This window comes from Bradyrhizobium sp. WSM1253 (genome assembly GCF_000244935.1).
Taxonomy (GTDB): Bacteria; Pseudomonadota; Alphaproteobacteria; order Rhizobiales; family Xanthobacteraceae; genus Bradyrhizobium; species Bradyrhizobium canariense.
This window is the reverse complement of the sequence record NZ_JH600073.1, coordinates 7,349,131-7,373,265: the sequence shown is the minus strand read 5'-3', so window position 1 is coordinate 7,373,265 and position 24,135 is coordinate 7,349,131. Positions and strand designations below refer to the sequence as shown.

The 24,135-nt window shown below is 63.9% G+C and carries 23 protein-coding genes; 10 read left to right on the top strand and 13 right to left on the bottom strand.

The features are described from left to right. Positions 1 to 32: 32 nt before the first annotated feature. On the top strand, positions 33 to 989 hold the full coding sequence (locus tag BRA1253DRAFT_RS35560; RefSeq protein WP_007602272.1) for a DMT family transporter: 957 nt from the start codon (positions 33 to 35) through the stop codon (positions 987 to 989). Positions 990 to 992: 3 nt separating this feature from the next. Here BRA1253DRAFT_RS35560 and BRA1253DRAFT_RS35555 read toward each other — a convergent pair whose 3' ends face one another. Then, a complete protein-coding gene (locus tag BRA1253DRAFT_RS35555) occupies positions 993 to 1,964 on the bottom strand; it encodes a tripartite tricarboxylate transporter substrate binding protein BugD (RefSeq protein WP_007602270.1) in 972 nt (323 codons plus the stop codon). Beyond that, on the bottom strand, positions 1,961 to 2,662 hold the full coding sequence (purQ, locus tag BRA1253DRAFT_RS35550; RefSeq protein WP_007602268.1) for a phosphoribosylformylglycinamidine synthase subunit PurQ: 702 nt from the start codon (positions 2,660 to 2,662) through the stop codon (positions 1,961 to 1,963). The genes BRA1253DRAFT_RS35555 and purQ overlap by 4 nt, the downstream gene beginning before the upstream one ends. Positions 2,663 to 2,826: 164 nt before the next feature. Here purQ and BRA1253DRAFT_RS35545 point away from each other — a divergent pair, with 164 nt between their 5' ends. Next, entirely contained in the window at positions 2,827 to 3,843 is a 1,017-nt protein-coding gene (locus BRA1253DRAFT_RS35545; RefSeq protein ID WP_007602266.1) for a magnesium and cobalt transport protein CorA, read from the top strand. 10 nt (positions 3,844 to 3,853) lie between these two features. On the opposite strand, the gene purS is transcribed toward BRA1253DRAFT_RS35545, so the two are convergent. Both purS and purC read right to left on the bottom strand, forming a co-directional pair. Next, entirely contained in the window at positions 3,854 to 4,096 is a 243-nt protein-coding gene (purS, locus tag BRA1253DRAFT_RS35540; RefSeq protein ID WP_007602264.1) for a phosphoribosylformylglycinamidine synthase subunit PurS, read from the bottom strand. 12 nt (positions 4,097 to 4,108) lie between these two features. Then, positions 4,109 to 4,876, bottom strand: coding sequence for a phosphoribosylaminoimidazolesuccinocarboxamide synthase (purC, locus tag BRA1253DRAFT_RS35535; RefSeq protein ID WP_171944915.1), 768 nt, complete (start codon positions 4,874 to 4,876; stop codon positions 4,109 to 4,111). A 309-nt stretch (positions 4,877 to 5,185) separates the two neighbouring features. Between purC and BRA1253DRAFT_RS35530 the strand changes: the two genes are divergently transcribed. Next, complete coding sequence (locus BRA1253DRAFT_RS35530; protein WP_007602260.1) at positions 5,186 to 5,509, top strand: DUF1476 domain-containing protein; 324 nt, start codon at positions 5,186 to 5,188, stop codon at positions 5,507 to 5,509. 115 nt (positions 5,510 to 5,624) lie between these two features. Here the strand turns inward: BRA1253DRAFT_RS35530 and cynS are convergent, their stop codons facing one another. The 4 genes from cynS to BRA1253DRAFT_RS35510 all read right to left on the bottom strand — a co-directional run bounded on the left by cynS (position 5,625) and on the right by BRA1253DRAFT_RS35510 (position 9,440). After that, a complete protein-coding gene (cynS, locus tag BRA1253DRAFT_RS35525; protein ID WP_007602258.1) occupies positions 5,625 to 6,107 on the bottom strand; it encodes a cyanase in 483 nt (160 codons plus the stop codon). Positions 6,108 to 6,123: 16 nt separating this feature from the next. Beyond that, a complete protein-coding gene (locus BRA1253DRAFT_RS35520; RefSeq protein ID WP_007602255.1) occupies positions 6,124 to 7,047 on the bottom strand; it encodes an ABC transporter ATP-binding protein in 924 nt (307 codons plus the stop codon). Positions 7,048 to 7,051: 4 nt separating this feature from the next. Then, positions 7,052 to 7,894, bottom strand: coding sequence for a nitrate ABC transporter permease (ntrB, locus tag BRA1253DRAFT_RS35515; protein WP_007602253.1), 843 nt, complete (start codon positions 7,892 to 7,894; stop codon positions 7,052 to 7,054). Between the two features lie 166 nt (positions 7,895 to 8,060). Beyond that, a complete protein-coding gene (locus BRA1253DRAFT_RS35510) occupies positions 8,061 to 9,440 on the bottom strand; it encodes a CmpA/NrtA family ABC transporter substrate-binding protein (RefSeq protein WP_007602251.1) in 1,380 nt (459 codons plus the stop codon). 159 nt (positions 9,441 to 9,599) lie between these two features. Between BRA1253DRAFT_RS35510 and BRA1253DRAFT_RS35505 the strand changes: the two genes are divergently transcribed. Continuing rightward, positions 9,600 to 11,528: a sigma 54-interacting transcriptional regulator gene (locus BRA1253DRAFT_RS35505; RefSeq protein ID WP_007602250.1), complete on the top strand. Its 1,929-nt coding sequence runs from the start codon at positions 9,600 to 9,602 to the stop codon at positions 11,526 to 11,528. 6 nt (positions 11,529 to 11,534) lie between these two features. Here the strand turns inward: BRA1253DRAFT_RS35505 and BRA1253DRAFT_RS35500 are convergent, their stop codons facing one another. The 3 genes from BRA1253DRAFT_RS35500 to BRA1253DRAFT_RS35490 are packed head-to-tail and all read right to left on the bottom strand — an operon-like array spanning position 11,535 to position 14,149. Further along, positions 11,535 to 12,413, bottom strand: coding sequence for a sulfurtransferase (locus BRA1253DRAFT_RS35500; RefSeq protein WP_007602248.1), 879 nt, complete (start codon positions 12,411 to 12,413; stop codon positions 11,535 to 11,537). 46 nt (positions 12,414 to 12,459) lie between these two features. Continuing rightward, on the bottom strand, positions 12,460 to 13,572 hold the full coding sequence (locus BRA1253DRAFT_RS35495) for an acyl-CoA dehydrogenase family protein (RefSeq protein ID WP_007602246.1): 1,113 nt from the start codon (positions 13,570 to 13,572) through the stop codon (positions 12,460 to 12,462). Between the two features lie 34 nt (positions 13,573 to 13,606). Then, positions 13,607 to 14,149: an OsmC family protein gene (locus BRA1253DRAFT_RS35490; RefSeq protein ID WP_007602244.1), complete on the bottom strand. Its 543-nt coding sequence runs from the start codon at positions 14,147 to 14,149 to the stop codon at positions 13,607 to 13,609. Positions 14,150 to 14,394: 245 nt separating this feature from the next. Between BRA1253DRAFT_RS35490 and BRA1253DRAFT_RS35485 the strand changes: the two genes are divergently transcribed. Further along, entirely contained in the window at positions 14,395 to 15,060 is a 666-nt protein-coding gene (locus BRA1253DRAFT_RS35485; protein ID WP_007602242.1) for a TetR/AcrR family transcriptional regulator, read from the top strand. Positions 15,061 to 15,138: 78 nt separating this feature from the next. Here the strand turns inward: BRA1253DRAFT_RS35485 and BRA1253DRAFT_RS35480 are convergent, their stop codons facing one another. Further along, positions 15,139 to 16,698, bottom strand: a complete 1,560-nt coding sequence (locus BRA1253DRAFT_RS35480) for an alpha/beta fold hydrolase (RefSeq protein WP_007602240.1) — start codon at positions 16,696 to 16,698, stop codon at positions 15,139 to 15,141. A gap of 148 nt (positions 16,699 to 16,846) precedes the next feature. On the opposite strand from BRA1253DRAFT_RS35480, the gene mddA reads away from it, so the two are divergent. From mddA to BRA1253DRAFT_RS35460, 4 genes are all read left to right on the top strand, one after another. Further along, a complete protein-coding gene (gene mddA / locus BRA1253DRAFT_RS35475) occupies positions 16,847 to 17,608 on the top strand; it encodes a methanethiol S-methyltransferase (protein ID WP_007602238.1) in 762 nt (253 codons plus the stop codon). Then, a complete protein-coding gene (locus tag BRA1253DRAFT_RS35470) occupies positions 17,605 to 18,579 on the top strand; it encodes an NADPH:quinone oxidoreductase family protein (protein ID WP_007602236.1) in 975 nt (324 codons plus the stop codon). The genes mddA and BRA1253DRAFT_RS35470 overlap by 4 nt, the downstream gene beginning before the upstream one ends. Before the next feature lie 28 nt (positions 18,580 to 18,607). Continuing rightward, entirely contained in the window at positions 18,608 to 19,363 is a 756-nt protein-coding gene (locus BRA1253DRAFT_RS35465; RefSeq protein ID WP_007602234.1) for a PaaI family thioesterase, read from the top strand. A 171-nt stretch (positions 19,364 to 19,534) separates the two neighbouring features. Then, positions 19,535 to 21,238: an amidohydrolase gene (locus BRA1253DRAFT_RS35460; RefSeq protein ID WP_007602233.1), complete on the top strand. Its 1,704-nt coding sequence runs from the start codon at positions 19,535 to 19,537 to the stop codon at positions 21,236 to 21,238. Between the two features lie 60 nt (positions 21,239 to 21,298). Here the strand turns inward: BRA1253DRAFT_RS35460 and BRA1253DRAFT_RS35455 are convergent, their stop codons facing one another. Further along, positions 21,299 to 22,498, bottom strand: coding sequence for a TrmJ/YjtD family RNA methyltransferase (locus BRA1253DRAFT_RS35455; RefSeq protein ID WP_007602231.1), 1,200 nt, complete (start codon positions 22,496 to 22,498; stop codon positions 21,299 to 21,301). A 367-nt stretch (positions 22,499 to 22,865) separates the two neighbouring features. On the opposite strand from BRA1253DRAFT_RS35455, the gene BRA1253DRAFT_RS35450 reads away from it, so the two are divergent. Further along, complete coding sequence (locus tag BRA1253DRAFT_RS35450) at positions 22,866 to 24,080, top strand: NADP-dependent isocitrate dehydrogenase (RefSeq protein WP_007602224.1); 1,215 nt, start codon at positions 22,866 to 22,868, stop codon at positions 24,078 to 24,080. Positions 24,081 to 24,135 lie beyond the last annotated feature (55 nt).

The following is a 24,135-nucleotide window of genomic DNA, read 5'->3' as shown; positions in this document are numbered from 1 at the left end:
TCCAGCGCTGTCGCGCCGGGAGCAACACCAAGGTGCCGCAGAGCACACCGCCGACGGGTCGCGCCTCGGCCTCGCCGCTGCCGTCCATGCCCGCCACCAGCGCGCGCAACTGGCGTGACTATGCGCTGCTGGTCGCGCTGGCCTGCTGCTGGAGCTCAACCTATCCGCTGGCCAAGCTCGCGCTGGATACGATCCCGCCTGTGACCTTCATCTCGGCGCGCTCGCTGATCGCGGCCGCCTTCCTGTTCGCGATCCTGTGGATGCGCGGCGTCAGGATTCCGACCGATGCGAAGGCCTGGAAGCTGTTCGCGACCCAGCAATTGATCAACTCGACCTTTCCGTTCCTGATCATCACCTGGTCTCAGCAATATGTGCCGGCGTCGAACACGGTGGTGCTGGCCTCGACCACGCCGATCTTCGCCTTCCTGATCACCTCCCTGATCACGCGTCACGAGCCAGCAACGCTGTTGAAGCTGTTGGGCGCGCTCCTCGGCCTTGCCGGCACAATCGTCATCGTCGGCCTGGATGCGCTGCGCGGCGTCGGCAGCGAGATCGTGGCGGAGATCGCCATCCTGCTCGCCACCATCTCGTTCGCCTGCGCAACCATCTTCGGGCTGCGGCTGTCCGAATACGATCCGATGGTGGTGGCAGCCGGCTCGCTGCTGTTCGGCGGCCTCGTGCTGCTGCCGCCTTCGCTGATCATCGACCAGCCCTGGACGCTGCACCCGACGCCGACGGCGATCATAGCCACCATCGTCATGGGCATCGTCTCCAGCGCCCTGGGGCTGATGCTGTTCTACATGTGCCTGGGACGGCTCGGCACGCTGACGACCAACGCGCAAGGCTATTTGCGCATCCCGATCGGCGTCGGCCTCTCCGTGCTGCTGCTCGGCGAGATCGTGCCCTCGAACCTGGCGCTGGGCCTGGTGCTGGTCATGGCGGGCGTCGCCGCGATGACGGTGCCGACGGAACGGCTGAAACGACGCTAGCTATTACTTGGCGTCGTCAGCCAGCATCTTCCGATACTTCTCGACGTCGCGCGTCACGAGCTTTTGCAGCACCTCGGGCGTGTGCTCGTCGGGATCGGGTGCCACGGTCGAAAGATCGGCGAACCGTTTCTTCACCGCGTCGGTTTCCACGGCCGTACGCGCGGCGGCATTCAGCCTGGCGATGATCGCCGGCGGGGTGCCCTTGGGCGCGAACAGGCCGTTCCAGCCCTGCGCCTCGAATTCGGGCAGGCCGGCTTCGGCTGACGTCGGCAGGTCGGGCACTGTGGCGAGCCGGACGGTCGAGCCGACCACGAGCCCGCGCGCCAGCTTCTCGTTGATCGACTGCGAGACCGAGGCTGCCGCATCGCAGACGCCGTCGATCTGGCCGCCGATCGCGTCGGTGAGCGCGGGCGCGGCGCCGCGATAGCCGACCAGCGTCGCGTCGATCCCGGCGGCTGTGACGAAGCTCTTGCAGATCAGGTAATTCGAAGAGCCGACGCCGGCATGGCCGAGATTGATCTTGCCCGGATTGGCCTTGGCGTAGGCGATGAACTCCTTCAGGTCCTTTGCCGGAAAATCTTTGCGCACGGCGATGATGCCGAACGTTTTCGCCACCATGGCGATCGGCACGAAGGAGTCCGGCGTGAACGGCAGTTTGGGATAAATCGTATAGGTCGCGGCGTTGGTGCCGGCATTGCCGATCGCAATGGTGTAGCCGTCAGGCTCGGCGCGGGAGGCACGCGCCAGTGCGGTCGATCCGCCGGCGCCGGCGACGTTCTCGATCACGATGGTCTGGCCGAGCGCGATGCCCATCTGCTCGGCAACGGTGCGCGCGATCACGTCGGAGGTGCCGCCAGCCGCGAACGGCACGATCATGGTGACGGGACGCTTGGGGAAATCCTGCGCGAGCGCGGCTGTCGCGAACGCAACCACGGCGACAGCGGCCGGCAGCCGCTTCAGCACGAACGCAATCACGCGGCTTTTTCCAGATGCGCGGTGATGCCAGCGAACAGGCCGCGGCCGTCGGTGCAGCCCATGATGTCTTCGACGTGGTTTTCCGGATGCGGCATCATGCCGAGCACGTTGCCCTTGTCGTTGACGATGCCGGCGATGGATTGCGCGGCGCCATTGATGTTGCTGATATCGTCGATCGCGCCGTCGGCCGAGCAATAGCGGTAGAGCACGCGACCCTCGCCTTCGAGCCGCTTGATGGTCTCGGCATCCGCTGCATAATTGCCCTCGCCATGCGCGATGGGCACGCGGATCACCTGCCCGGCATTGTAGCCGCGCGTGAACGGCGTGTCGGAGCGCTCGACGCGCAGATGCACGTCGTGGCAGATGAATTTCAGCCGCGCATTGCGCATCAGGACGCCAGGCAAGAGGCCGGACTCGCAGAGGATCTGAAAGCCATTGCAGACGCCGAGCACGAGACCGCCCTTGGCCGCATAGTCGCGCACCGCGTCCATCACCGGCGCCCGCGCCGCAATCGCGCCGCAGCGCAGGTAATCACCATAGGAGAACCCGCCGGGAACGACCACGAGGTCGGTACCATCAGGCAGCGACGTCTCGGCATGCCAGACCATTGTGGGCTCGCTGCCCGAGATCAGCCTCAAGGCACGCGCCATGTCGCGCTCGCGGTTGATTCCGGGAAAGACGAGGATGGCGGCTTTCATGGCAGAGGTTCCGAACGAGGATTGAATGGGGCTGGCACGGCTGCCAAATCGGCAGCAGACATAACCATTTGACGGGGATTTTACCAGTGCTAGCCTTGCCCGCGAGCGTTGTGCACAGGCCATAGCCCGCCATTCGGCCGATCGATTCGCCCGGGATCAAAGCCATGAATGTCCCCTCGCTGCCCGCATCCCTCTCCGAGCCGGTGTCCACCGAGGGCGTCATCGCCGCCGGTGCCTATGTCGACGGCCGGCGCGTCGCCAATATCGCCATCAGCGAAGCCTCGAGCTGGCGGGCGAAGCCCGGCCACGTGGTCTGGATCGGGCTGCACGAGCCCGACATGGCGCTGCTCAGCGCGGTGCAGAAGCAGTTCGACCTGCACGAGCTCGCCATCGAGGACGCCAACCATGCCCATCAGCGACCGAAGATCGAGCAATATGGTGAGGCCCTGTTCATCGTGGCGCGCACGGCGCAACTGATCGAGGGCCGGATCGCCTTCGGCGAGACGCACATCTTCGTCGGCGAAGGCTATCTGGTCTCGGTGCGCCACGGTGCGTCGACGTCCTACACGCCGGTGCGCGAACGCTGCGAAAGCTGCCCGCGAGCGCTCGCGCGCGGCGAGGACTACATCCTCTACGCCATTCTCGATTTCATCGTCGACAACTACTCGCCCGTGCTCGAGAGCATTCACGAAGAGGTCGAGAGCATCGAGGATGACGTGCTCTCCAAGGCGATCAGCAAGGCGCAGATCGAGCGGCTCTATATGCTGCGCCGCGACCTCTTGCGGCTCCGGACCGCGATCGGCCCTCTGGTCGAGGTCTGCCGCCGGCTCGAGCATGACGAGCTGGCGATGGTGCGCGCGACGATGCAGCCGCTGTTCCGCGACGTCACCGACCACGTCAGGAACATCCAGGAGCGGATCGATTCGATGCGCGAGGTGCTGGCCTTCGCCTTCGAAGCGAGCCTGCTGGTCGGCCAGGCCCAGGAGACGGCGGTCTCCAAGAAACTTGCCTCCTGGCTCGCGATCATCGCGATCCCGACCGCACTTGCCGGCATCTACGGCATGAACTTCAAGCACATGCCGGAGCTGGACTGGGAGTACGGCTACTACATGCTGCTCGGCGTGATGCTGGTCTCGTGCGGGGCGCTGTACTGGCGTTTTCGTCGGGTCGGGTGGCTGTGAGCCATCCCGTTCACCCGATCAGCTCGACCCGATAATTCTCGATCACGGTGTTCGCCAGCAGCTTGTCGGCGGCGTCCTTCAACGCCGCCTCCGCCTTGGCCTTGTCCGCGCCCGCAAGCTCGATATCGAACACCTTGCCCTGGCGAACGCTGGCGACGCCGTCGACGCCGAGCGACTTCAACGCACCCTCGATCGCCTTGCCCTGCGGATCGAGGATGCCCGTTTTCAACGTCACGGTAACACGTGCCTTCACGTCAGATCCCTCTTAGCTCTTCACCAGCACCGGGCCGGAGCCCGCCGGACGCTCGTTCTCCATGAGAATGCCGAGACGCTTGGCGACTTCGGTATAGGCCTCGAGCAGCCCACCGAGATCCCTGCGGAAACGGTCCTTGTCGAGCTTCTCGTTCGACTTGATGTCCCACAGACGGCAGCTATCCGGCGAGATCTCGTCGGCGACGATGATCCGCATCATGTCGTTCTCGAACAGTCGGCCGCACTCCATCTTGAAGTCGACGAGGCGGATGCCGATGCCGAGGAAGAGACCGGTGAGGAAGTCGTTGACACGGATGGCAAGCGCCATGATGTCGTCGATCTCCTGCGGTGTCGCCCAGCCGAAAGCAGTGATGTGCTCTTCCGACACCATGGGGTCGTTGAGCTGGTCGTTCTTGTAGTAGAACTCGATGATCGAACGGGGCAGCTGCGTGCCCTCCTCGATGCCGAGGCGCTGCGACAGCGAACCGGCGGCAACGTTCCGCACCACCACTTCGAGCGGCACGATCTCGACTTCGCGAATCAACTGCTCGCGCATGTTGAGGCGGCGGATGAAATGGGTCGGCACCCCGATGTCGTTGAGGTGCTGAAACAGGTACTCCGAGATCCGGTTGTTGAGGACACCCTTGCCCTCGATCACCTGATGCTTTTTCGCATTGAACGCGGTGGCGTCGTCCTTGAAGTGCTGGATCAGGGTACCGGGCTCCGGGCCTTCGTAAAGAACCTTTGCCTTGCCTTCATAAATGCGACGCCGACGGCTCATGGGGATGTACCGTGTTTTGTTGAAATCCATGTATCTGGTGTGCTCCGGTTGACGAGACTACGACCCACAGCGGAGCTGCCGTGAACGGCCCGGAACCCCTAGAAACAGAACGGGAACCCAGCCTTAGGCAACCTATCCGATTGGCTGTCCCAGCACAATCGATCCGGCCGTCCGGCATCAAACTTATACCGTCTTGCCTGCGGCTTAACGGCTCGTTGTTTTGCCGATTCGTGCCCCCTATCTAGGCATGCACCGGGGCTCTCGCAACGAGGGCCGGCCGGGTCCAGTCAGCAGGGAATTGGAAAAGGCATGAGCACGTTGGACAAGCGCGAGGAAGGCTTCGAGAAGAAGTTCGCCCTCGACGAGGAGCAGAAATTCAAGGCGGAAGCCCGCCGCAACCGCCTGCTCGGGCTGTGGGCGGCCGAAAAGCTCGGCATTACCGGCGATGCCGCCACGGCCTATGCCAAGGAGGTGGTCGCGGCCGATTTCGAGGAAGCCGGTGACGCCGACGTCCTGCGCAAGGTCATGGCCGATTTCGCCGCGAAGAACGTCGCCATCACCGAACAGGCGATTCGGGCCAAGATGAACGAGTTGATCGCGGTGGCGGCGGCCGAGGTGAAGGCCGGGAAATAAGGCGAAAGCGGCATCCGCACGCACTGTCATTCTGGGGCGGTCCGCAGGACCGAACCCGGAATCTCGAGATTCCGGATCGCCGCTATCGCGGCGTCCGGAATGACGGAGGGATCGATCACCCCTCCTTGAATCCATACTCCGGCACGTTGCCACTGGCGCCGTAATATTTATACGGCAGGAATTTGCCGCTCATGGTGATCTTGACGCGGTCGCCCTTCGGATTGGGCAGGCGCTCCATCACCATGTCGAAATCGATCGCCGACATGATGCCGTCGCCGTACTCCTCCTCGATCAGCGCCTTCCAGGCCGGACCGTTGACCATGACCAGTTCGTAGAAGCGATAGATCAAGGGATCGGTCGGCGGCATCGGCATGCCGCGCATCGGCGTCTCGTTCAACATCGTGGTCTCGGTCTTCGTCAGGCCGAACAGTTCAGCGGCGTTCGCGGCCTGCGGCTTGGTCAATTTCATCTGGCCGAGGATCGCGCCCGTAATCAGCACCTCGGAATAACCGCCGATCTGCTCGCAGATGTATTTCCAGGTCCAGCCCTTCTCGCGCTTGATGTCGAGCAGCTTCTCGGTGAGGTCTTCGCGTTTCATGTGAGGGTCTCCTTTTTCAAGCAGTCAGCCCGGGACTCGTCCCGGGTATCCAGGTCTGTCGTTGCTCGTCGCCACCGGACGCGACGGTCAGTCCGGGCTTGCCGATATGCACCACCGGCACATTGCGCGGATCGTGAGCGGGCGTCTCGACGGCAAAGGTCTTGCTGCGCGTCACCAGGAAATCGACGATGTGGTTGCGCAGCGCGTAGTACAGCGGATGGCGGTGCAGATCGGTGCGGCCGCGGTCCCTCGGCAACGGGTTCTCGACCACTTCGGCCAGCACCGCGCCGGGTCCGTTGGTCATCAGGAATATCTTGTCGGCGAGATAGATCGCCTCGTCGACGTCATGGGTAATCATGAACGCGGTCTGCCCGGTCTCCAGACAGATGCGCCGCACCTCGTCCTGCAGCGTGCCGCGCGTCAGCGCGTCGAGTGCCGAGAACGGCTCGTCCATCAGCATCATCTTTGGCGTAATGGAGAGCGCACGCGCGATGCCGACGCGCTGCTTCATGCCGCCGGAAAGCTCGGAAGGTCGCTTGTGTTCCGAACCCGTCAGGCCGACGAGATCGATAAAAGTCTGCGCATGCGCCTTCACCTTGGCGCGATCCCAGCTCCGCCATTTCGAGCTCACGGCGTAGGCAACGTTGCCGAGCACGGTGCGCCAGGGCAGCAGCGCATGGCTCTGGAAGATCACGGCGCGATCGAGGCTGGTGCCTGAAATGGCCTGTCCGTCGACGATGACCGCGCCTTCGCTCGGCGCATCGAGGCCGGCGAGGATGTTGAGCACCGTGGTCTTGCCGCAGCCGGAATGGCCGATCACGCAGCAGAACTCGCCCCGCGCCATCGACAGCCACAGATTCTCGAACACGGTCGTCGTCGCACCACTCGCGCCCGGATAGCGCTTGGCGATGCCTTCGATGGAGACGAATTTCTCGGTCACTGCCCTACTCCGGAAACGTGACCATGCGCGTGAAACGCGCGAGGATCTGGTCGAGCAGCATGCCGACGACCCCGATCAGCAGGATCGCGATGATGACGTTGGTGATCGAGAGGTTGTTCCACTCGTTCCAGACGAAATAGCCGATGCCGGTGCCGCCGACGAGCATTTCGGCCGCAACGATCACCAGCCACGCAATGCCGATCGAGATGCGCATGCCGGTCAGGATTGTCGGTGCTGCCGCCGGCAGGATCACGGTGAAAGCGCGCCTGAGCGTTCCGACCTCGAGCGTTTGCGCGACGTTGATCCATTCCTTGCGTACGCTCGCGACCCCGAACACGGTGTTGAGCAGCATCGGCCAAATCGAGCAGATGAAGATCACGAAGATCGCCGAGATCGAGGAATCCTTGATGGTGTAGAGCGCGAGCGGCATCCACGCGAGCGGGGAGATCGGCTTCAGCACCTGGATGAAGGGATCGAGCGCCTGACTGAGCAGCGGCGACATGCCGATCAGGAAGCCGAGCGGGATGGCGACGAGCACGGCAAGCAGATAGCCGGTGCCGACGCGCGCGATCGAGTAGCCGAGCTGGATGCCGAGCCCCTTGTCGTTCGGCCCGTTGTCGTAGAACGGCCTCCTCACATGCTCCCAGAGTTTTGCGCCGACATCGAGCGGCCCGGGCATGGCAGATTTGCCCTGGGTCGCGGTCAGGCCCATCAGCTTGGCGTATTCCGCGCTCATCGTGGCCACCGGCGCCGTCGAGCGCACGGCGAGATGCCAGACGCCCAGGAACGCGACGAGCAGCACGATCGAGACCAGGCCGGCGCGGAGACGGAGGGAGGCGGTGGTCATCTCCCTCTCCCCGTTCTTACGGGGAGAGGGTCGGGGTGAGGGGCATGCTTCCGCATATTCGGTGAGCGACGAACTCGCGGAGAGTCCCCCTCACCCGGATTGCATCTAACGATGCAATCCGACCTCTCCCCGCAAGCGGGGCGAGGTGAAAAGAGAGCGCGGCCGCTCACGACGCCTTCCTGATCTTGAAGCCCGCCAAATAATCCTCGGGCTTGGCCGGATCGAAACTCTTGCCCATCACCGCAAACGATTTGTAGCTGCCGGCTGGCGGCGCCAGGCCCATCTCGGTCATCAGCTTCCTGGTGTCGGTTGCGAGATAGACCTGCTCGGCGATCGCCTTGTAGTCGACGTCGCCCTTGATCTGGCCCCAGCGCTTCATCTGCGTCAGCATCCACACCGCGAAGGACTGCCAGGGGAACGGGTCGAAATCGACGCGCTTTTCATCCGTCTTCACGCCGCCGAGGCCGTCGGCATAGGTGCCGGTCAAGACCTGTTCCAGCACCGTGACCGGCGCGTTGATGTAGTTCGCCGGCGCGATGGCTTCCGCGATCTGCTTGCGGTTCTCCGCCTTCGACGCATAGGCCGTGGCATCGACGATCGCGCGCGTCAGCGCGGCAAAGCTGTTCGGCGCCGTCGTGATGAACTCGCGGCTGGCCGCGAAGCTGCAGCAGGGATGGCCGTCCCAGATTTCCTTGGACAAGAGATGCATGAAGCCGACGCCGTCATAGATCGCGCGCTGGCAGATATTGTCGGGCGCGAGGAAGCCGTCGATGTTGTCGGCGCGCAGGTTTGCCACCATTTCCGGCGGCGGTACCGAACGCAGCTGCACATCGGTGTCGGGGTCGATCCCGTGTTCGGCGAGATAGTAGCGCAGCAGATAATTGTGCATGGAATAGTCGAAGGGGATGGCGAATTTCATGCCCTTCCAATCCTTCGGGTCGCGCTTGTCCTTGTGCTTGCTCGCCAGCACGATGCCCTGCCCGTTGATGTTCTCGATCGCGGGCACGGCAAACGGAATCGCGTTGGCACCTAGGCCAAGCGAGATCGCGAGCGGCATCGGCGCCAGCATGTGCGCGGCGTCGTATTCCTTGTTGATGGTCTTGTCGCGGATCACGGCCCAGCCGGCGGTCTTGACCACGTCGACGTTGAGGCCGTGCTTGGCATAGAAGCCCAGCGGCGCCGCCATGATGATTGGCGTGGCGCAGGTGATCGGGATGAAGCCGACCTTGAGATCCTTCTTTTCCGGCGTGCCGGCCTGCGCAAAAACCTCGGTCGCGGTCTGAAGCGGGAAGAACTGCGACAGCGCGGCCAGCGCGGTGGAGGCCCCGACCGACTTCAGGAATGCTCGCCGCGCCACGTCCTGCGGAAACATCGCGCGCATCACGGCAGAGGCGACCACGCCCTCGTAGCGCTTCTCCTCGCTCTCGACGGGATCACAGCGCAACGCGGTGGCCTGCTCATGCTCCGCCGCGGATTGATGCTGACCACAGGCACAGCCGGCTCGCAGGTTGCGATTGGGATCAAACGGATTGTCGAAAGTGGACATCGGACCTCCTGCGCGTCGTTGCGAGGAGAATTACGCAAGGAGCATGCCACCACCTTCGCGCCCACCAGTGCCTTGATGACGCAGCACTTTCGCCTGCACTTGGTCATTACGAAAATTCGTGATAAACGAGATCTCGTAGTTGAATAACGAGATTTCGTAATGGCAACGACGCCAATGCTCGCCCACGACGACGTGGCCCCGACCATCGATCCGCGCGTCGCGGCTTTCGAATCCTCGGTCGAAGCGACGCTGCTGATCGACCCCTTCGGCGACCTGATCGTCGATGCCAATCCCGCCGCCTGCGCCCTGCTCGGCTACGACCGCGCGCTGCTGCGCCAGACCAGGCCGAGCACGCTGCATGCCGGCGAACTTCCGGCGCTGACCGTGTTCACCCAGGCCGTGCTGCACAAGGGCGCCTACTGGACCACGGCGCTGAACCCGCGCCATGCCACCGGGCAGAATCTCCGGCTCGAATATGCCGGCTGCGTCCTGCCCCATGACGGGCGCACGCTGGTCCAGCTCACCCTGACCGATCTCGAAGCACGCCGCCGCCGCAATGTCGATGCCGCCGCTGAAGACCACATGCGCAGCGGCATCTCGACCTGGCAGCGGGTCGAGCGCGTGTTCCAGGACATCGAGCGCGAGAACCAACTGATCCTGCGCGCCGCCGGCGAAGGCATTTACGGCGTCAACGCGGAAGGAAAGACCACCTTCGTGAACCCCGCCGCCGAGCGGATGCTGGGCTGGACTGCCGAGGAGCTGGTCGGCAAGGAAATCCATCCCATCATGCACCACACCCACCATGACGGGCGGCACTATCACAACCATGATTGCCCGATCTACGCGGCGTTCCGCGACGGCGCCGTGCACCAGGTCGATGGCGAGGTATTCTGGCGCAAGGACGGCTCGCCGGCCTGGGTCGAATACACCTCCACGCCGATCCGCGATCGCGGCGTGGTGGTCGGTGCCGTCGTGGTCTTTCGCGACGTCAGCCAGCGCCGCGAGGCCGACGAGAAGCTGCACGCCGCGCTCGCCGAAGTCGATCGCCTGCGCGAACGTCTCGAGCTCGAAAACGCCTATCTCCAGGAAGAAATCCGCATCGAGACCAATCCGCGCGGCATCATCGGTGGCAGCGAGGCGATCCAGACGACGCTGCGCCAGGTCAAGCTGGTGGCGCCGACCAGCGCGGCGGTAATGATCACCGGGGAATCCGGCACCGGCAAGGAGCTGATCGCGCGCGCCATTCACGAGGATTCCACCCGCAGCGACCGGCCGCTGATCCGCGTCAATTGCGCCGCGATCCCGCGCGAATTGTTCGAAAGCGAATTCTTCGGCCATGTCCGCGGCGCCTTCACCGGCGCGACGCGCGACCGCATCGGCCGCTTCGAGCTCGCCGATGGCGGCACGCTGTTCCTCGACGAGGTCGGCGAGATTCCACTCGAATTGCAAGGCAAGCTGCTGCGCGTGCTGCAGGAGGGCAATTTCGAGCGCGTCGGCCAGGAGCGCACCCGCGCGGTCGACGTCCGCGTCATCGCCGCGACCAACCGCGACCTCAAGCAGGAGGTGCAGCGCGGCCGTTTTCGCGAGGACCTCTATTTCCGGCTCAACGTGTTTCCGATCGAGACGGTGCCCTTACGCGAACGGCGCGAGGACATTGCGCTGCTCGCTCAGCATTTCCTCACCCGCGAGAGCAAGGCGCTGAAATCGAATCTGCGCCTGTCGGAAGGCGATGCGCGTCGGCTGACGCGCTATGACTGGCCTGGCAATGTCCGCGAACTACAGAACGTGATCGAGCGCGCCGCGATCCTGTCGCAGAACGGCCGTTTGCGGATCGATCTGCCCGACCCCTCGGGCACGCAGGCCCCGGCCGGCGCCGCGCGGCAGAAGGCTGACGCACGGCCCGCTGTGATGACGTCATCCGAAATGCGCGACCACGAGCGCGCCAACATCCTGGCCGCGCTCGAGGGCTGCGCCGGAAAAGTGTTCGGCCCCGGTGGCGCGGCCGAGATGCTGGACATCAAGCCGACCACGCTGGCCTCGCGGATCAAGGCGCTGGGAATCGCGCCCCGTCCGCGTGCCCTCGGTTAGCGGCGATCACGCCGCCTTGGTTGTCACCTCCGATGCGATCGGCAATCCCTGCTCGATCGGCAGCGACGGATCGCGCGACCATTCGTTCCAGGAGCCGAAATACATCCGCACGTCCTTCACGCCGGCGTTTTTCAGCGCCAGGAATGTGTTCGAGGCGCGCGCTCCCTTGAAGCAGTAGAGATAGACCGGCGTGGAGGGCGAGATGCCGACAGTGGCGCATTCCGCCAGGATCTCGTCCTTGGACTTGAAGCGCGGGCCCTCAGCGGTCGGTTTCATCATGCGATACCATTCCAGCCACACCGCGCCGGGGATGCGACCCTTGCGCGGGCAGTAATCCTTCCCATACGGAGACGAGCTGTCGCCGATCCATTCGTCGACGTCGCGCACGTCGAGAATGGCGACGCCCGGCTTGCCGACCGCCGCCAGCATGGTCTTGGCGTCGATCAGGATATCGCCCGCTTCAGGCACGATTCCGAACGACGCCTTCGCCGGCGCCGGCACATCCTTCGTCACCGGAAGACCTGCGGCCGCCCAGGCATCGAAGCCGCCATGCAGCACCTTGATCTTGGGATAGCCGAGCATGGTGAGCAGGTAGTAGCCGCGGCAGGACTGGCCGAAGCCGGAGTTCATCGACTGCTCGTAGATCACGGCGGTCTCCTTGCCGGACAGGCCCGCGCCGCCAAAGGCGTCGGCGAACTTGGTCTTCAGCTCGGCCATGCCCTCCGGCGTCGAGGTCGCAAGAAACGTGAATATCTCATGCACGTTCACGGCGTTGGGAAGGTGCCCGGCGCCATAGGCGTCGGGGTTGCGGGTGTCGATTACGACACAGGGCTCGGTCTTCAAGAGATCGGCAAGTTCGCTGGCAGAGATCAGAACGTCCGTCATTGGCAGCCTCTCCGTTGAGGTTAGATGGTGGGTGGGCTCGTAAAACTCAGGAATCGGCAAGCATCTTGCGCAACTGCTTGGTGGCAGGCGTGACGATCGCGACGAAATAGGCCTCGCGCAGGCGGCGCTGCGCGCGGTGGGACTTGAGGTAGCCGCGCGCGCCACAATGCAGCATCGCCGCATGCGCCGCCGCGACGCTGGCCTCGCCGGCGCGAAGCCTGAGCGCGATCACCTTGCGCCAGTAGGTCTCCTCTTCATTGTAGGGATCGCGCGCCAGCGCCATGGTCTCGGCCTCGAGCTCGGCGGCGAGATCGCGGAAGTGCACCGGCTGTTGCGGCAAATAGCGGTTGATGTGGCCGAGCGGGTTGTCGACCTCGTCCATGATGTTGATGCAGTCCTTGATGAGCCCGAGCGCCATGCCGGCCTGCAGCAGGATGAACCCGGCGCGGATCTTCTTGACGAACGGCGCGGCGGGATCGGCCAGGATCAGCTCGTCAGGCACGAAGGCGTCACGGAACTGCACGCCATAGGTGCCGGTGCCGTCCATGGCGAGGAACGGCTTGCATGGCGTCAGCGAGATCGCGGGATCGGCGCAGTCGGCCAGGAACATGACAGTGCCCGGCTCGTCCTCGCGCTCGAAGATGGTACCGAAATAATGGTCGGGTCCGAGATTGGAGACCCAGGGCAGCGCGCCGCGCACGATGTAGCCGCCGTCGACCTTGCGCCCCTTCAGCTTGAGCTTTTCGATGCCGAAAAAGCTCTTCATCGGATTGGAGAGCCCGGTGCCGCCGAGCACGCGGCCGGTCGAGAACGCATCGCCGAAGCGCTTTGCCAGCTTCATGTTGGTCGAGTTGGCGGCGTACCAGACCAGCGTGTTCTGGCACCACGCCATGAAGGCGGTGCTGCCGCAGACCTCGCCGATCGCCGACATCGCCTGGATGGCACAGCGCAAATCGGCGGGACCTTCGTGGGGCATGTGACTGCCCCAGGCACCGACCTCGCCAAGTTTGCGCAGCACTTCGGCCGGATAGACCGAGCCGTCGTCGATGCCGGCGGCGAGCGGCGCGAGCTGCTCCCGCGCGATTCGCGCCACCTCTCCTGCAATGGACGGTGCGGGCTGATCCAAAACTTCGGTCCGTGATAAAGCCAGTGAACCCATGATCGTCTCCGCACCTTGTCCTGTTGCCGTCAGCTCAGATGCCGACCTCGAGATTGACCGGGCGGGTGAAGGTGTTGGCGACCGGCGACCATTGCTTCACATGGGCCACCAGCGCATTGATCTCGTCCGGCGAGATCCCCTCACATTCCATGTCGACCTTGACGCGGACGTCGGTGAAGCCGACCGGCTTGTCCGACATGTCGCCGGTGCCCCACACCGCGGTAATGTTGAGGTCACCCTCGAGCTCGAGCTCGAGCTTGTTGACGATCCAGCCGCGATGCACGGCGTTGGCGTGCAGGCCGACGGCAAGGCAGGAGCCGAGCGCGGCCAGCGAGGCTTCGGACGGATTGGGCGCAGTGTCGTCGCCCAGAAGCCCCGGCGGCTCGTCGACGATGTAGGGCGGCAAATTGCGGATGTAGTTGGCATGGCGGAATTTTCCTTCCGCGACCGTCTTGCACTTCAAGGTCTTGATGACCTTCGGATTGGCCTTGCCGTTGGCGATCAGTTGCTCGAGGCCATTCTTGTCGATGGGCGCGAGGCAACCCGTCAGCACTGTCTTCTGAACGACGGCAGTCATCATCTTCTCCCTGGCAGAAGTGGAAATCGGCAGGATACCGAACGGTCTGTTTCCATGCATGGAGCGTGCCAGACCAGGCCAAAATCAAAAGGCGAAGCATTGGAGCCGCTTAGCGAACGCTGCCTGCGGATTGATCAGCCGCCGTTTGCTCAAAGGCGATGCAGACCGGCTTTCCCGTGCGAATCTTTTCAGCGCGGACAGATGCGGCTTGCTGATGCAGCGCGGCTGCGGGTAAGTTTGGACTCATGGCCAAGCCCTCACCGAACAAGACGTCTAAGCAGAAGCCTCATTCGCCGCACGGCGGCACCAGCGAAGACGAGTCCGCGCGCGGGCGCCTGCTCAACGCGGCGACGCATCTGTTCTGCAAGAACGGTATCAACGCCACTGGCATCGACGCGATCATCGCGGAAGCCGGCACCGCGAAGACCACGCTCTATAAATTGTTCGGCTCCAAGACCAATCTCGTCAACGCGGTGCTGGAGAGCGAAGGCAAGCAGTGGCGCGAATGGTTCATCGGCGCCATGGAGGAAGGCGGCGGCGATGCGCAAGCCAAACTCACGCGCATCTTCCCGGCCCTGAAGAGCTGGTTCGCCGAAGAGCGCTTCTACGGCTGCCCCTTCATCAACGCGGTCGGCGAGCACGACAAGGACGCCAAGCAGTTCCGCAACATCGCGCTGAAGCACAAGAAGATCGTGCTCGGCCATATCGAGAAGCTCGCCGGCGAGCTCGGATCGAACGAACCCATCGTGCTCGCGCACCAGCTCGGCCTGTTGATCGACGGCGCGATCGTCGCGGCGATGGTGTCGCGCGATCCGGGTGTGGCGGATACGGCGGCGCTGACGGCAGGTCCCCTGCTCAGCCAGTCCAAGGCAAAGAAGAAGCGCGCGGCGGATCAGCTCGAGGCGGTGTGATCGCTCCCATCCCGTAGCCCGCATGAGCGACGCGACATGCGGGACGAGCGTCCCCGGATGTCGCGTCGCTCATCCGGGCTACAGCACTCGCAGCCGCTCGCGCGGTAACGCAGCAATGAACCGCCTGATCGCCCCCAGCACCGGTCCCTGATCGCCTGCAAAGAACCAGTGATCATGGCCGTCGAGCTCGACGAATTGCGCACCTTTGATCCGGCTCGCGAGATCGCGGCCGGCCGCAATCCGTACGGCCTTGTCGTCCCGACGATGCAGCACCAATGTCGGCATGGCAATCTGCGGCAAAAGCTGCCGCACGTCGGCGTCGCGAAACGCCTCGAGCACGGCCGAGATGCCGCCGGGACTGGAGGCCGCGCGCAATAGCCCCGCCCACCAGGCGCGGGCCTGGGGATCGCCGGCAAGGCTGGGCGCGAAGGTTTCAATCTCTACCGGTCCTCCCCATTGCGCAATGAGGTGCTTGCTCCAGGCGTCGTACTGGCTGGCGCGCAACGCGTGCGGATAGTCCTGCGACCAGCAGCCCTTGGCCAATGCACCGAACAGAATGAGTCCGGCCACGAGACGCGGCTCATCGACCGCAAATTTGATGCAGGCTGGCCCGCACTCGGATGCGCCGAACAGCACGACACGGCGCGAATCCGTCGCCCGCAACACGGTACCGATATCCTCCGCGGTGACATCGATACCGGGGGCCGATCCAACCCGGTCCGACAGCCCGATGCCGCGACGATCGAACACGATCAGGCGCCCAAGCTTCATCAGTGAGGCCAGAAACCTCCGGCTCGCGGGATGCTCCCAGGCGCGTTCCACATGCGACACGAAGCCCGGCATGACCAGGATGTCGACCGGACCGCTGCCATAGGTCTGATATGCCAGATGCACGCCGGCGCCCTTGACATAGCGCGTCGCTGGAATCGCATGTGCCGCCGCAGGACTCATTAGCGCCTCGGTCTCGGCTTCGGGCGCAACACCAAGCTCGTCACGCAGCCGCTGCGTCAGTGCCGCGTGGTGCCGCTCTGCCGCGCTGCGGTCGCCCGCCAGCAGCAGGCTGCGGATCAGATGCCGGCCGTAGACCTCGCTCAAAGGATCGAGCTCGGCCAGACGGGTCGCATGTGCGGTCGCGGCAAAGTAGTCTCCGGCAGCAGTCTTGTCCTGCACCAGACGCTCCAGCGCGTGAACGAGACGTCCGCGCAGCGCCTCGCGGCGAAAGAACGCCCAGTCGTCGAATTCCGGACAGTCCTCCGGCGAGAAGCCTGCGAGGAAATCTCCCCGATAAATATGGCAGGCCTCGTCAAAGTCACCGCGATCGCAGGCGCTCTCGAACAGATGTGCATCGACCTGCAGCGCGACTGCCGGAGACCATCGCAGACTAGTCCGATCGGTCTCGAACACCTGCTGACCCAGCGTCAGCTCGATGCGGTGAAGCAGCCGCCGCAATCGCGCAAGGCCGGTCTCGCGGTCGGCCTCGGGCCACAGCTGCGTGGCCACCACGTCGCGGGCCGCAGCGCCCTTGGCTTCCGCGAGATAGACCAGCAGCGCGAGGCCCTTGCGCAGGGCCAACTTGATCGGGCGGCCGTCGGCGTGGACCTCCGGGAACCCGAACGTCCCCAGCGAGAAAACCGTCATGAAAGTCCTCCCTCCCCTCGCGGCGCCCCCGGGGGACGCACAGGGGACGGTCCAGCGATAGCAGTCGGGGCAGATCGAGCCTGCTCGCCGGCGAGCAACTCAGGCTCCTGCATGCGGCACGGCTGCATCAGGCACAATAGGAAAAAACATGATCTCGCGCCTCCTGATCCTGCTCTACGCCATCGTGAGCTACGTCATCTTCACGGTCTCATTTCTCTATGCGCTCGGTTTCGTCGGCAATTATGTCGTGCCCAAGTCGATTGATAAGTCGATCGACATGCCGATCGGCGTCGGCAGCCCGACGGACCTGAGCGTGGCCATCGTCGTCAACTTGCTGCTGATGAGCCTGTTTGCAATCCAGCACAGCGTCATGGCGCGCCCGGGCTTCAAGCGATGGCTGGTCAAATTCCTCCCCGCAGCCTGCCAGCGCAGCACCTATGTGCTGCTCTCCAGCCTGATCTTGCTGCTGCTGTTTTGGCAGTGGCGTCCGATCCCCACGCCGGTCTGGCAAACCAGCGGAACAGCGGCCTGGTTGCTGATCGGCGTACATTGGCTCGGCTGGCTGATCGCGTTCGCCTCGACCCACATGATCGATCATTTCGATCTGTTCGGCCTGCGCCAGGCCTTCGTTGCGTTCCGCGGGAGCGCGATACCAGGTCAATCGTTCAGGACGCCGCTGCTCTACAAGATCGTGCGGCATCCCATCATGCTCGGCTTCCTGCTCGCGTTCTGGGCCACGCCCGAGATGACCATTGGCCACCTTCTGTTTGCGCTCGCAAACACCGCCTACATCCTGGCCGCGCTTCAGTTCGAGGAGCGCGACCTGATCGCCGAATTCGGCGCGACCTATCAGGACTATCGCCGACGCGTTCCCATGCTGCTGCCGCGTCCTTTCGGAGCGCCCCGATGAAAGCGATTCTGTGCACATCGTTCACCGGACCCGGCGATTTGCGCCTCGGCGAGATCGACGAGCCGAAGCCGGCCGGCGACGAGATCCTGATCGACGTCCACGCGGCTTCAGTCAGTTTCATGGACCAGTTGGTGGTCTCGGGGCTCTATCAGATGCGGCCGCCGACGCCCTTCGTGCCTGGCACGGAAGCATCCGGTGTCGTCGTCGCGGTCGGCGACGAGGTCACGGGATTCGCGCCTGGCGACCGCGTGGCGTGCAGCGCCTGGACCGGCGGCTACGCCGAGCGGATGATAGCGAAGGACTCAAAGTGCGTGCGTCTGCCTGAAGGCGTCGCGTTCGAAGCCGCGGCGACGGTCCTGCATAATTACGGCACGGCCTATTATGCGCTGGTCGAACGGGCCCGGGCGCAGCGCGGCGAAACGCTGTTCGTCACCGGTGCTGCTGGCGGAGTTGGCCTTGCCGCCGTCGACCTCGGCCGCCATCTGGGACTGCGTGTCGTCGCCGGTGTCGGCTCCGACGACAAGGCAGCCCTGGTCCAGAGTTACGGCGCCAGCGAAGTCGTCAACTATCGCAGCGAAGATCTGCGCGGCCGGATCAAGGCGATCACGGCAGACGGCATCGATATCGGCTTCGACACTGTCGGTGGCGCGATATTCGAGCAGATGGCCCGCTCGATGAAGTGGGGCGGACGGCTGATGCCCATCGGCTTCACCAGCGGCGAGATTCCCCAGCTCCCGATGAACCTTCCGCTGCTGAAGAACTATTCCATCCTCGGAGTCTTCGTCGGCGCCTGGGCGGAGAAATTTCCCGCGGACGCCGCGCGTATGAATGCCACGCTGATGCAATTGCTGGCCGGCGGAAAAATCCGCCCGCATATCGATCGCGTCCTCCCTTTGGAGGAGGCCGGCGAAGCCATGCGTGCCGTGGCCAACCGAACGGTTCAGGGGCGAATTGTCCTCAAGATCAGGTAAAGTGCACGGGGAAGAGAGAACAAAACCGATGACACAGATCATCATCGACAAACGCTTTTGCGGTCCTCCCAACTCCGGCAACGGCGGCTATGTCTGTGGGCGGCTGGCCCGCCACATCCCGGGGGCTGCGGAGGTGACGCTGCGCGCACCGCCGCCGCTGGACACGCCGCTTGATGCGGTCGCGACGAACGACGGCACATGGGAGCTTCGCGACGGCGACAAGGTCGTCGCGACCGGGCGGCCGGCAAGCGTCGAGCTTGCGCGGCTGGAGACAGCGAGCCTGGAGAAAGCACGCGCCGCCGAATTGCTGGCGCTAGTCCAGCCGCACGAGCATCCGCTGCCGAATTGCTTCGTTTGCGGTCCCGCGCGTGCGAAAGGCGACGGCCTGCGCATCTTCGCCGGGCCGCTCAGCCGTCATGCGCAGATTCCTGTCCTCGCGGCGACCTGGGCACCAGATTCGAACCTCGCCGCCGAGGACGGCCTGGTCGCACCCGAATTCCTCTGGTCGGCGCTCGATTGCCCCACCGGCTTTGCCTGCAATTACGATCAGCAGAGCGGCGGCTTCGAAAAGACCCCGCTCCTGCTCGGGCGGATGTCGGCTCACATCGACGCCCGCCCGCGCCCGGGAGACCGCTGCATCATCACGGCCTGGCCAACCGCCCGCGACGGCCGCAAGCGCATGGCCGACGCCGCGGTGCATGATGGAGCCGGGAAATTGCTCGCGGTGGCGCGCACGACATGGATTGCGGTGGAGCGCGAGGTGCAGCTCGGGCGCCTTTCGTAGAGGGGACATGGGCGCCCGGTACGGAGCCAGCCAGCTTTCGGCTAGCCAAGAGAGCACTCCACCTTGCCCACCGTGCGACGCTGCCAAGCGTCGAGAAGCATTGAACCCCTATTTGATCAAAGATACCCTTGCAGCTGTCGCCAACGCAAAAAAGATCCAAGGGGGTACGCGATGATCCGCAAGTTAACGGCATTTGCAATCCTTGCTACGGGCACGTTCATCGCTGGCGTCGCAAATGCCGAGGCACAGCAGCCGGAGCTTAATGCGCCTGACCTGGTCCTCGTTAATGGCAAGGTTCTGACGTTAGACGACCGATCGACCGTCACGGAGGCAGTCGCCGTCGCGGATGGAAAGATCATCGCGACCGGAACCAGTGCTTCGATCAAGGCGCTTGCAGGCGCCCGGACCCGCGTGCTCGATGTGTCTGGCAAGACCGTCATCCCCGGATTGATCGATACACACGCTCACTTCAAAGCCGCTGGTCTGGGCGACTATGTCGTAAGCCTGGGCCGAGCCAAGACCGTTGCGGACGCGCTCGAGGCCATCAAATCATTCGCCACGAAGAAAAAGCCGGGTGAGTGGATTGTAGGTGGCGCGTGGCATCCACCCTCACAATTGGCCGAGAAGCGCTATCTGACGAGGCAGGAGATCGATAGCGTTGCTCCAGACAACCCGGTCTATCTTCGCACCGTCGGGCATTTCTCGATGGCGAACACCATGGCTCTACAAGTGGTCGGTGTCGACAAGACCACCGCGGATCCGAGTGGTGGAAAGTTTGAACGCGACGCAGCCGGTGAATTGACCAGCGTGCTCGTGGAGACGGCGATCGATCGGGTCGAGAAGGCCGTACCACCCTGGACAGAAGACGACGAAATGCGGCAATTCACCATTGCCGAAGGTGTGCTGAACAGTTTTGGCATCACCAGTGTGATCGAAGGCGCAACAGAGCCACGCGACGTCCGCACGCTGCAGAAGCTTGTCGCAGCCGGGAAGGCCACTTTGCGCACCGGCGTGATGTTTCGACCGGAGCCCCCAGCTGATCTGACTGCATGGGAAGCGATCATGTCAGGCAATGGCGCCTCATCAGGGTTCGGTGACGATTGGCTCAAGTTCGCCGGCATCAAGATCTTTTACGACGGCGGCATGACGCTGAAGACGGCGCTCATGCGTGACGTGTATCCCGATTCACACGACACCTATCACGGCATCACGCAGCAGACTCCCGAGCGGCTGAAGCAACTCATCGCCGTCAGCAACCGTTATGACTGGCGTGTCGGTGTCCACGTGGTGGGCGACCTGGGTGTTGACCAGGTGCTCGATGCCTTCGAGGCAGCGGATAAAGAAAAATCGATCCGCGATCGTCGCTTCGTCCTCATCCACGCCAGCCTGATCCGGCCAGAACAGATGGAGCGTGCGCAAAGACTCGGAATCCGCATCGATTTCCAGAACGTTTTCATGTGGGATAAGGCAGCGACCGTCGAACGATTTCTCGGGAAAGCGACCGCCGACCGCGCCGTGCCGACCAGGACGTTGATCGAAAAAATGGGGCTCAACAGCCTCGGCGCCGGGACGGATTTTCCGGTCAACCCGATCAACCCCTTCCTCAACATGTACATCATGGTGACCAGGAAGGACCCCAACGGAAACGTCTACGGCTTGGCAGAAGCCATCACCCGCGAGCAGGCCCTCCGTCTCTACAGCAGCGCGGCTTCACGCTACACGTTCGATGAAGCGCGCAAAGGGACCATTGAACCCGGAAAGCTGGCGGACATCGTGGTGCTCTCCGCCGACTACGCGACCGTGCCGGAGGAGCAGATCAAGGAGATCAAGGTGGACCTGACCCTGGTTGGCGGCAAGGTTGTCTTCCAGCGCTGAACCGGCGCTGATTGGCCCAGGTGAGCGAGACCGACAATCCGCTTTGCTTTCCGACGAAATTTAAGCGCTCTGCTGTATCATTCCCTGCAGCCGCTCCAGCTCCGCCTCGATATCGCGCTCCACATCCGCCGCCCGAATCTCCAGCACCCGATAATCGCGCGCCTCCAGCCACGCCCGCCGCGACGCACGATCCGCGACGATCGCCTCGTTCTCACCCGCGTTCACCAGCTCGATCGCGATCCGGTGCGGGAACGAGACGAAGTCGGGGATATGCCGCCCCACAGGGGTCTGGCGCTTGAACCCGCCTGCGAAACGGCGGTCGCGTGTGAGCGCCTGCCACAGCAGGCGCTCGGCGTCGGTCGGGTTGCGGCGGAGCAGGCGGGCGAGGCCGCGCACGGTGGAGCCGCTGTCGGGCACCCCGCCGCCCTGCCCGTGCTCGGCCAAAAGCGCGCGCAGCCGCGTGGCCTGCTCGCCGTCGAGCACGCCGCCCTTGGCCGGGCCCTTGCGTCCCTCGGCAATGGCCATCACCACCCCGTGCAGGGTGTGCATGTCCTGCTTGGTCGGCTCCATCCGAGTGAAGATGTTGCGCAGGTTCACCAGCATGGTGTCGCGCTTCTCGGCCGGGCGCAAAAATTCGACCCGGTCGAGCTCGCGGATCAAATTGTCGAAGAAGGCCTGCATCTGGTGCTGCGAGGCGCGCTCGGAGCGCTCCGGCATCGCGTGCGGCAGCTGGCCGGAGGTCGCCCGCTTGAACCATTCGTAGCCGACCAGGAGCACAGCCTGGGCGAGGTTGAGCGAGGCAAAGCCCGGATTGACCGGGAAGGTAATGATGCGGTTGGCGAGCCCGACCTCCTCATTGGTCAGGCCCCAGCGCTCCCGGCCGAACAGGATACCGGCCTTTCCGCCGGCGGCGACGTGCCCGGAAATCTCACTAGCTGCGGCTTCCGGCCCCACCACCGGCTTGGCCTGGTCGTGGGGGCGCGCGGTGGTGGCGAACAGCAAGTCGAGGTCGGCGACGGCCTCACCGACCGTGTCGAACAATTCGACCTTGTCCAGAATATAGTCGGCCCCGGCCGCGGCGCGCTGGGCGGCGATGTTCGGCCAGCCGTCGCGCGGATTGACGATGCGCAATCGGCTCAGTGCGAAGTTACCCATGGCGCGCGCGGCCATGCCGATGTTTTCGCCCAGCTGCGGCTCGACCAGGATGACGATGGGACCGTCGAGGGAAAGGCCCGCCTTGCTCTTGTCAGTCCCCGACATCTCGCTTCGCTTTCACACTGGTTCTCAAGGCCTTGGACAGGCCCTCTTGATGAAATGATTCAAGGCCGGTCCTGACCTGGTCTCGACCCGGTCTTGACCTGCTCTCGGGCCGGCTGCCCGTTCGCCTGTCGTTTGCCTGTCCTGACAAAATTCTCAAGGGAAATAACGGGTTGGATTCGACTTTTGAATCTCGCCTGAAACTTCAGCCCTGCCCTCGCGACGGGGCTCCTCGAACCCCCATCTGCGGGGGCTGGATGAGCTAAAAGTGCATAATCCCTTGGCTTTCGCCCGCTGCTATCAGGTGCTAAGAGGCGGCGGATATTCCCGTGGCGCGCCAAAGCGCCGTTCCCAAGAGGCTTCCCCGATCATGGCAAAAATCAAGGTGTCCAACCCCGTCGTCGAACTCGATGGCGACGAGATGACCCGGATCATCTGGCAGTACATCAAGGACAAGCTGATTAACCCATTCCTGGATGTCGAGCTGCTCTATTTCGACCTGGGGATGGAGTACCGTGACGAGACCAACGATCAGGTGACGATCGACGCCGCCGAGGCCATCAAGAAGGTCGGCGTCGGCGTCAAGTGCGCCACGATCACCCCGGACGAGGCCCGGGTGAAGGAATTCAACCTCAAGCAGATGTGGAAGTCGCCGAACGGCACCATCCGCAACATCCTCGGCGGCGTGATCTTCCGCGAGCCGATCATCTGCAAGAACGTGCCGCGCCTCGTTCCGGGCTGGAGCAAGCCGATCATCATCGGTCGCCACGCCTATGGCGACCAGTACCGCGCCACCGACATCAAGTTCCCGGGCAAGGGCACGCTGTCGATGAAGTTCGTCGGCGAGGACGGCACCGTGATCGAGCGGGAAGTGTTCAAGGCGCCCGGCGCCGGCGTCGCCATGCAGATGTACAATCTCGACGATTCCATCATCGACTTCGCCCGCGCCTCGCTCAATTACGGCCTGCTGCGCAACTACCCGGTCTATCTCTCGACCAAGAACACCATCCTCAAGGTCTATGACGGCCGCTTCAAGGACATCTTCCAGGACATCTACGACCGCGAGTTCAAGAAGGAATTCGAGGCCAAGGGCCTGACCTACGAGCACCGCCTGATCGACGACATGGTGGCCTCGGCGCTGAAATGGTCCGGCGGCTATGTCTGGGCCTGCAAGAACTACGACGGCGACGTGCAGTCCGACACCGTGGCACAGGGCTACGGCTCGCTCGGGCTGATGACCTCGGTCCTCCTCACCCCCGACGGCAAGACGGTGGAAGCCGAGGCCGCCCACGGCACGGTGACCCGCCACTACCGCGAGCACCAGAAGGGCAAGGAGACCTCGACCAACTCGATCGCGTCGATCTTCGCCTGGACCCGCGGCCTGTCGCACCGCGCCAAGCTCGACAACAATGCCGAGCTCGCCAAGTTCGCGAACACCCTGGAGAAGGTCTGCGTCGACACAGTCGAGGAAGGCTACATGACCAAGGACCTCGCGCTCCTGGTCGGCGCCGACCAGCGCTGGCTCTCGACCACCGGCTTCCTCGACAAGGTCGCCGAGAACCTCGGGAAGGCGCTGGCGGCGTAAGCTGCCTCCACCCCGTCATTGCGAGCGAAGCGAAGCAATCCAGACTGTCGCTGCG